This is a genomic window from Mycobacterium sp. NGS33 (assembly GCF_059812885.1).
This window is the reverse complement of record NZ_JCALDN010000023.1, coordinates 66466-73847: the sequence shown is the minus strand read 5'-3', so window position 1 is coordinate 73847 and position 7382 is coordinate 66466. Positions and strand designations below refer to the sequence as shown.

Annotated in this window: 5 protein-coding genes; 4 read left to right on the top strand and 1 reads right to left on the bottom strand. The window is 70.3% G+C overall.

The window, feature by feature from the left end:
- Positions 1-1971 (bottom strand): CoA transferase (locus AC5Y5B_RS23260; RefSeq protein ID WP_500006914.1); only part of this gene is annotated, 1971 nt, incomplete at its 3' end.
- A gap of 219 nt (positions 1972-2190) precedes the next feature.
- Between AC5Y5B_RS23260 and AC5Y5B_RS23255 the strand changes: the two genes are divergently transcribed.
- From AC5Y5B_RS23255 to AC5Y5B_RS23240, 4 genes are all read left to right on the top strand, one after another.
- Positions 2191-3108, top strand: coding sequence for an undecaprenyl-diphosphate phosphatase (locus AC5Y5B_RS23255; RefSeq protein WP_112633461.1), 918 nt, complete (start codon positions 2191-2193; stop codon positions 3106-3108).
- Between the two features lie 118 nt (positions 3109-3226).
- The gene (locus AC5Y5B_RS23250) at positions 3227-4087 is read left to right on the top strand and encodes an SDR family oxidoreductase (protein ID WP_112633460.1); all 861 of its coding nucleotides are present in this window, start codon (positions 3227-3229) and stop codon (positions 4085-4087) included.
- Between the two features lie 44 nt (positions 4088-4131).
- Positions 4132-6516 (top strand): phosphoketolase family protein, encoded by a 2385-nt coding sequence (locus AC5Y5B_RS23245; protein ID WP_112633459.1) that lies wholly within the window; start codon positions 4132-4134, stop codon positions 6514-6516.
- A gap of 104 nt (positions 6517-6620) precedes the next feature.
- Positions 6621-7382 carry a CPBP family intramembrane glutamic endopeptidase gene (locus tag AC5Y5B_RS23240; protein ID WP_500006906.1) on the top strand — a complete coding sequence of 254 codons (762 nt, stop codon included), beginning with the start codon at positions 6621-6623 and terminating at the stop codon, positions 7380-7382.

Here is a 7382-nt window from a genome sequence, read left to right as displayed (position 1 = left end):
AACCGAAGTGGCTCGCCGCCATTCGTCGTCCGACCGGATCGAGATGACGCACCATTCGTCGTCGCCCGCGCAGGGGTAGACCGCGTGCAGGGCGGTGTCCTCGCGGATCTGCGCGACGCCCGCGGCCAGCGCCGCCTCGGTCACATACAGCGTGTCGAGCTGGTTGACCACGACTTCGGCCTGCGAGATGTGGACGTGGGCGCCACGGCCGGTCCGGTCGCGGTGGATCAGCGCGGCCAGCGCGCCGATCGCGGTGACCCGGCCCACCACGTGGTCGGGGAAGACCGTCGTCGCGTCGTAGAACCCGTGGCGGCCCCCCTCGGCTTCGTCGTTCGCGTCGTCCGAGGTCCACAGCCGGGTAACGCCGGTGGCGGCGCGGACCAGTGGGCCATAACCCAGCCGCGCGCTCCACGGTCCCGAGCCGCCGAAGGCGCTGCTTTCGGCCAGCACTATGCGCGAGTTGATGGCGCGCAGCTCGTCATAGGAAAATCCCAGTGCGGCAAGGGTTCCCGGCTTGAAGTTGGCGAAGACCGCGTCGGCCTCGGCCACCAGGCGGCCGAAGATCTTCTTGCCCTCGGCGCTGCGCAGATCCAGTCCCAAGGCCCGGTTGTTGCGGTGCGTCCAGGCGAACGACTCGCTCATCGCGTCGCCGATCCGGGCCTGCCGCAATCCATCCGGATAATCGGCACTTTCGACTTTGATGACGTCGGCGCCCAGGTCGCCGAACAGCCGGCTCAACTCGCCGCCGGCGACGATGATGCCCAGATCCAGAATCCGCAGCCCGGCAAAGGGATAGTCGCCCAGCCGGCCCGACGAGGACGGGACCACCGACGGATTGCCGCGCCAATAGGGGTCGTCGCCGCCGGCGGCGGAGACCGGTGTCCGAAAACCCGCGCGCCGGCCGTCGACCACGAAGTAGCCGGTCGGCACGCTGGTGCGCACGCCGGGGACCAGTTCGGCCTCGGTGATGGCGCCCACCGCCTGGAAGTGCTCGGATCCCAGGATCCGTGCGGGCGTCAGCACCGCGGCGATCGGCACCCCGTGCGCCTGCCCGGCGGCCACCAGGTCCTTCATGGTCTGCCCGGCGAATAGCTCCCGGATCAGCTCGCTGATCTGCGGCCAGGCCGCGAACCGCTCGCCGATCGCGTCGAATTTCGGGTCCTGGAACCGCTCCGGTTCCCCCAGCCAGCTCCGCAGGCCGCGCCACTGGCGCGGCGCCATCACGCACAGCCGGACGTAACCGTCCTGGCACGGATAGATCGGGTAGGCGTCCTGGTTCTTCGGCCGGCCCCGCCACCGCCCGCTGCGGCGGACGCCGGCGGCGGCCTGTCCGTGCGCGCCGAACGCGGGATCGAGGGCCATCACGACGGCGTCGAACCACGAGAAGTCGATGTAATCCCCTGTGCCACACCGTAATCGGTTGTAGTATGCCGCGAGCGCGGCCCACGCCGCCTGGACGGCGGCGGTCGCCGAAGCGATACCGTCCGGCGGTAACACGGGCGTGCCGGTGGTGGGGCCGGACCGTGACAGCGCGCCGCACATCGCGTACAGCACGGGATCGGTGGCGCGCCAGGACGACCGCGAGCCCGTCGCCCCGAAGTCGGTGATCGACAGCACCACCAGGTGCGGGTAGCGGGCCGCCAGCTCCTCGCCCGACGTCCCGAACATGGCCCCGCGCTCGTCGGCGCCGGTGTCCACCAGGATGTCGGCCTCGGCGGCCAGGTCCAGGAAGCGGGCGCAGTCCTCGTCATCGAACGGGTCGAGCACCGCGCTGCGCTTGTTGGCGTTGTGCACGGCGAACGGGATGCTGGCGCCGCGCAGCGTGGGCATCGCGTCGCGGCCCAGGGAACCGCCCGGCGGCTCCACCTTGAGCACGTCGGCACCCAGGTCGGCGAACAGGCGGGTGACCGCGTCGGCGACGCCGCTCGACAAGTCGAGGACGCGCACGGCATCGAGCAGCCCGTCAGCCATCTGGACACCGTACCTGCCTGGTCAGGCCGCTGCCCGTCGGGCGTTGCCGACGCCGAGCGGCCGCGGCGGCGGCCAAAGTGCCGGGTGGGCAAGCTGATTCGGCGCACCGTTGATCGGTGGGCGCAACGCTCGGTCGAAGACCCATGCCGGTGCCGCGTCGGCTATCGTCACAGGCCGATCCGCCCGGCCCCTACCCGTCGCCCCATGGAGGCATCCCCTATGACCGCGCATCTGAGCTACGTGGAGGCCGTGGTGGTCGGCGCCTTCCAGGGCGTCACCGAGCTGTTCCCGGTCTCCAGCCTGGGGCACGCGGTGCTGGTGCCCGCGCTGGTCGGCGGGCGATGGGCCCAGGACCTCAGCGTCTCGGCCCCCAAATCGCCCTACCTCGCGTTCATCGTGGGTCTGCACGTGGCCACCGCCGCCGCGCTGCTGCTGTTCTTCTGGCGCGACTGGGTGCGCGTCCTGACCGGGTTCTTCACCTCGCTGCGTCATCGCCGCATCCAGACGCCCGACGAGCGGCTGGCCTGGCTGCTGGTGGGGGGCACCATCCCGGTGGGTCTGGCCGGGCTGGCCCTGGAACAGCTGTTCCGCACCACGCTGGGCAAGCCGGTCCCCGCGGCGGCTTTCCTGTTGCTCAACGGGATCGCGCTCTACGCCGGCGAAGTGCTGCGCCGGCGCGTCGCGCCCGTCCCGGACCGGGCCGCGGCAACCGGCGCGGAGCCCGAACACGGCGACGAGGCCTCGGACCGCCGGCTCGCCCAACTCCCCCTGCTTCGCGGCGTGGTGATCGGTGCGGCGCAGATCCTGGCGCTGTTCCCCGGCATCAGCCGATCGGGGATCACCATCGTGGCCGGCCTGTGGCGGGGCTTGTCGCACGAGGACGCCGCGCGGTTCTCCTTCCTGCTCGCCACCCCGATCATCCTGGCCGCGGGGGTGTACAAGATCCCGGAACTCTTCGGGCCCCTGGGCGCCGGGATCGGCGGGCAGGTGGCGGCCGGCAGCGTCGCCTCCTTCGTCTGCGCGTACCTCGCGGTGCGCTTCCTGACGCGGTACTTCGAAACCCGGACCCTGACGCCGTTCGCGATCTACTGCGCCCTGGCCGGTGGGGTCAGCCTGGTCTGGTTCGCGCTGCGCTGAACCGCCCGGCACCGGCGACCGGGCCCCAGCCACCGGGTTGTTGCGCGGGGCGGCGTCGAGTGCTGTGCTTAGCCCATCGACTAAGTTGACACCCGTCAAGAACAGGGAGGGGACCGGCATGGCGGACGCGGCTTCGATTGGCCTGAAGGGTAGCGGCCGGCTAAAAGGCAAGGTCATCGTGATCACCGGCGGCGCCCGGGGAATCGGGCTGGCCACCGCGACCGCGCTGCACAACCTGGGCGCCAAGGTCGCCATCGGCGACGTCGACGAGGTTCGGGTGAAGGAGTCGGGCGCCGACCTGGGGCTGGACGTCTACGGCAAGCTCGACGTCACCGACCCGCACTCGTTCGCCGGTTTCCTGGACGAGGTCGAGCGGCAGCTCGGCCCGATCGACGTGCTGATCAACAACGCCGGCATCATGCCCGTCGGCCGGATCATCGACGAGCCCGACGCGGTCACCCGCCGGATCCTGGACATCAACGTCTACGGCGTGATGCTGGGCAGCAAGCTGGCCGCCCAGCGCATGGTCCCGCGCGGCACGGGGCACGTCATCAACGTCGCCTCGCTGGCCGGCGAGCTCTACATCGTCGGCCTGGCCACCTACTGCGCCAGCAAGCACGCGGTGGTCGCGTTCACCGATTCGGCCCGGCTGGAGTACCGGTCGGCCGGGGTGAAGTTCTCCGCGGTGTTGCCGACGTTCGTCAACACCGAGTTGGTCGCCGGGACGCCCGGCATGAAGGGCTTCCGCAACGCCGAGCCCGCCGAGATCGCCGACGCGATCGTCAGCCTGGTGGCCCACCCCAAGCCCCGGGTGCGGATCACCAAGGCGGCGGGGGCGATGGTGGTGTCCCAGAAGTTCTGGCCCCGCCGAATCGCCGAGGGACTCAACCGGATGCTCGGCGGCGATCACGTCTTCACCGACGACGTCGACGTGGCCAAGCGGCAGGCCTACGAGGCCCGCGCCCGCGGCGAGGACTAGCCGCGCACGAGCATTGTTCGCCGAAGGCGCGGACAATCGGCCGAGTGAGCCTAGAAACCCGAACCTCCGCGCCCGCGCACTCTCCGCTCTCCGACGACGAACTAGCTCTGATCGACAAGTACTGGCGTGCCGCCAACTATCTGTCGGTCGGCCAGATCTATCTCCTCGACAACCCGCTGCTCACCGAGCCGCTGTCCACCGACCACGTCAAACCGCGCCTGCTGGGGCACTGGGGCACCACGCCCGGGCTCAACCTGGTCTACGCGCACTTGAACCGGATCATCCGCAACCGCGACGCCGACGTCATCTACGTGACCGGCCCGGGCCACGGCGGCCCCGGGCTGGTCGCCAACGCCTACCTGGAGGGCACCTACAGCGAGGTGTACACCGGCATCGAGGAGGACGCCGAGGGGCTGCGGAAGTTGTTTCGGCAGTTCTCCTTTCCCGGCGGCATCCCCAGCCACGTCGCCGCCCAGACGCCGGGCTCCATCCACGAGGGCGGCGAGCTGGGCTACGCGCTGGTGCACGCCTACGGCGCGGCCCTGGACAATCCGTACCTGGTGGTGGCCTGCGTCGTGGGCGACGGCGAGGCCGAAACCGGGCCGCTGGCCGCCAGCTGGCACTCCAACAAGTTCCTCAACCCGGTCACCGACGGCGCGGTGCTGCCCATCCTGGCGCTCAACGGCTACAAGATCGCGAACCCGACGGTGCTGGCCCGCATCCCGCACGACGAGCTGGAATCGCTGTTACGCGGTTACGGCTACCGGCCGATCACGGTCGCCGGTGACGACCCGGCCGACGTACACCAGCAACTGGCCGCCGCGCTCGACGACGCGTTCGACGACATCGCGGCCATCCAGAGCGCGGCGCGCGGCGGCGGTGAGGCGGAGCGACCGGTATGGCCGATGATCGTGCTGCGCACGCCCAAGGGCTGGACCGGGCCCAAGGTGGTGGACGGCAAGAAGGTGGAGGGCACCTGGCGCTCGCATCAGGTGCCGCTGTCCGAGACGCACGACAACCCCGAACACCGCGCCCAACTCGAGGAGTGGCTGCGCAGCTACGCGCCCGAGCAGCTTTTCGACGACAACGGCAGGCTGCGTCACGAATTGCGGGCCTTGGCGCCCACCGGCGATCGGCGGATGAGCGCCAACCCGCACGCCAACGGCGGCCTGCTGCTGCACGACCTGGACCTCCCGGACTTTCGCGGCTACGCCGTGGCCGTCGAGCGCCCGGCGACCGCCACGCACGAGGCCACCCGGGTGCTGGGCGGATTCCTGCGCGACGTGATCGCCCGCAACGAGGATCGGTTCCGGCTGATGGGGCCTGACGAGACGGCCTCCAATCGGCTCGACGCCGTGTACGGATCGACCGACAAGGTGTGGCTCTCGGAGGTCGAGCCCGACGACGAGCACCTCGCGCCCGACGGCCGCGTGATGGAGGTGCTCTCCGAGCACCTGTGCCAGGGCTGGCTGGAGGGCTACCTGCTGACCGGACGGCACGGGCTGTTCAACTGCTACGAGGCGTTCGTGCACATCGTCGACTCGATGATGAATCAACACGCGAAATGGCTTGCGACCAGCCGGGAATTGCCGTGGCGCCGCCCGATCGCGTCGCTGAACTACCTGCTGAGCTCGCACGTGTGGCGCCAGGACCACAACGGCGCATCCCACCAGGACCCGGGGTTCATCGACCTCGTCGCCAACAAGCGGCCCGAGCTGACCCGCGTCTATCTGCCGCCGGACGGCAACACGCTGCTGTCGGTGGCCGATCACTGCCTGCGCAGCCGCGACTACATCAACGTGATCGTGGCGGGCAAGCAGCCCGCGCTGGCCTACCTCGGCATGGACGACGCCATCGCGCACTGCACCCGCGGCCTGGGCATCTGGGACTGGGCGAGCACGGCCACCGACGCGCCCGACGTGGTGCTGGCCTGCGCCGGCGACGTCCCCACACTGGAGACGCTGGCGGCGGCCGACATCCTGCGCCGCGAGCTGCCCGACCTGGGTGTGCGGGTGATCAACATCGTCGACCTGATGCGGCTGCAGCCGGACTCCGAACACCCGCATGGCCTGCCGGACCGCGAGTTCGACGCCCTGTTCACCCGCGACAAGCCGGTGATCTTCGCCTACCACGGCTATCCCTGGCTGATCCACCGGCTGACCTACAGCCGCACCAACCACGCCCACCTGCACGTGCGCGGCTTCAAGGAGCGGGGCACCACGACCACGCCCTTCGACATGGTGATGCTCAACGATCTGGACCGTTTCCACCTCGTGATCGACGTCATCGACCGGGTGGACGGCCTGGCCAGTCGCGCCGCGATGTTGCGGCAGCGCATGGTCGACGCGCGCCTCGCCGCGCGGATGTACACCCGTGAGCACGGCGAGGACGACCCGAAGATCGCAGGCTGGACCTGGACGGCTGAGTGATCTGACGCCGAGATTGCCGTGATGGCGGTGCTCAGGGCGCCGACACAACCGTGATGGCAATCTCGTCGAACTGTCGGGGCCTCGGCGGCCGGTAAACTGGCCGGATGCGTGACGCCACCGGGACAGCCGCCATCGACCCCCTGGTGTCCCCGCTCTCGGCCCCGCACAGATTCCGGATCCACCTCGACATCGCCGTCGTCGTGGTGGTGCTGGTGCTGACCAACCTGGTCGCGCACTTCACCACGCCCTGGGCGAGCATCGCGACCGTCCCCGCCGCAGCCGTCGGCCTGGTGATCCTGATGCGGTGGCGCGGCCTGGGCTGGGCAGACCTGGGTCTGGGCCGCGAGCACTGGAAGCCCGGCCTGGGTTACGCCGTGGCCGCCGTGGCCGTCGTGGCCGCGGTGATCGCGGTGGGTGTCCTGCTGCCGGCGACCCGGCCGATGTTCATGAACAACCGCTACGCCACGATCTCCGGGGCGATGATCGCCTCGATGGTCATCATCCCGCTGCAGACCGTGATCCCCGAGGAGCTGGCCTTCCGGGGGGTGCTGCACGGAACGCTCAACCGCGCCTGGGGCTTTCGCGGCGTCGCGCTGGCCGGCTCGCTGTTGTTCGGGCTGTGGCACGTCGCGACGTCATTCGGGCTGACCAGCAGCAACGTCGGGTTCACCCGGCTGTTCGGCGGCGGGATCGTGGGCATGGCCGCGGGGGTGACCGGCGCGGTGCTGGCCACCGGCGCCGCCGGCTTCGTGTTCAGCTGGCTGCGCCGGCGCAGCGGCAGCCTCATCGCGCCGATCGCGTTGCACTGGTCGTTGAATGGGCTTGGCGCGCTGGCCGCCGCGCTGGTGTGGCACCTGTCCACCTGA

Coding starts and splice junctions, on each gene's coding strand:
- AC5Y5B_RS23250 (WP_112633460.1), top strand. CDS start 3,227: ATGGCGGACGCGGCTTCGATTGGCCTGAAGGGTAGCGGCCGGCTAAAA.
- AC5Y5B_RS23240 (WP_500006906.1), top strand. CDS start 6,621: ATGCGTGACGCCACCGGGACAGCCGCCATCGACCCCCTGGTGTCCCCG.
- AC5Y5B_RS23255 (WP_112633461.1), top strand. CDS start 2,191: ATGACCGCGCATCTGAGCTACGTGGAGGCCGTGGTGGTCGGCGCCTTC.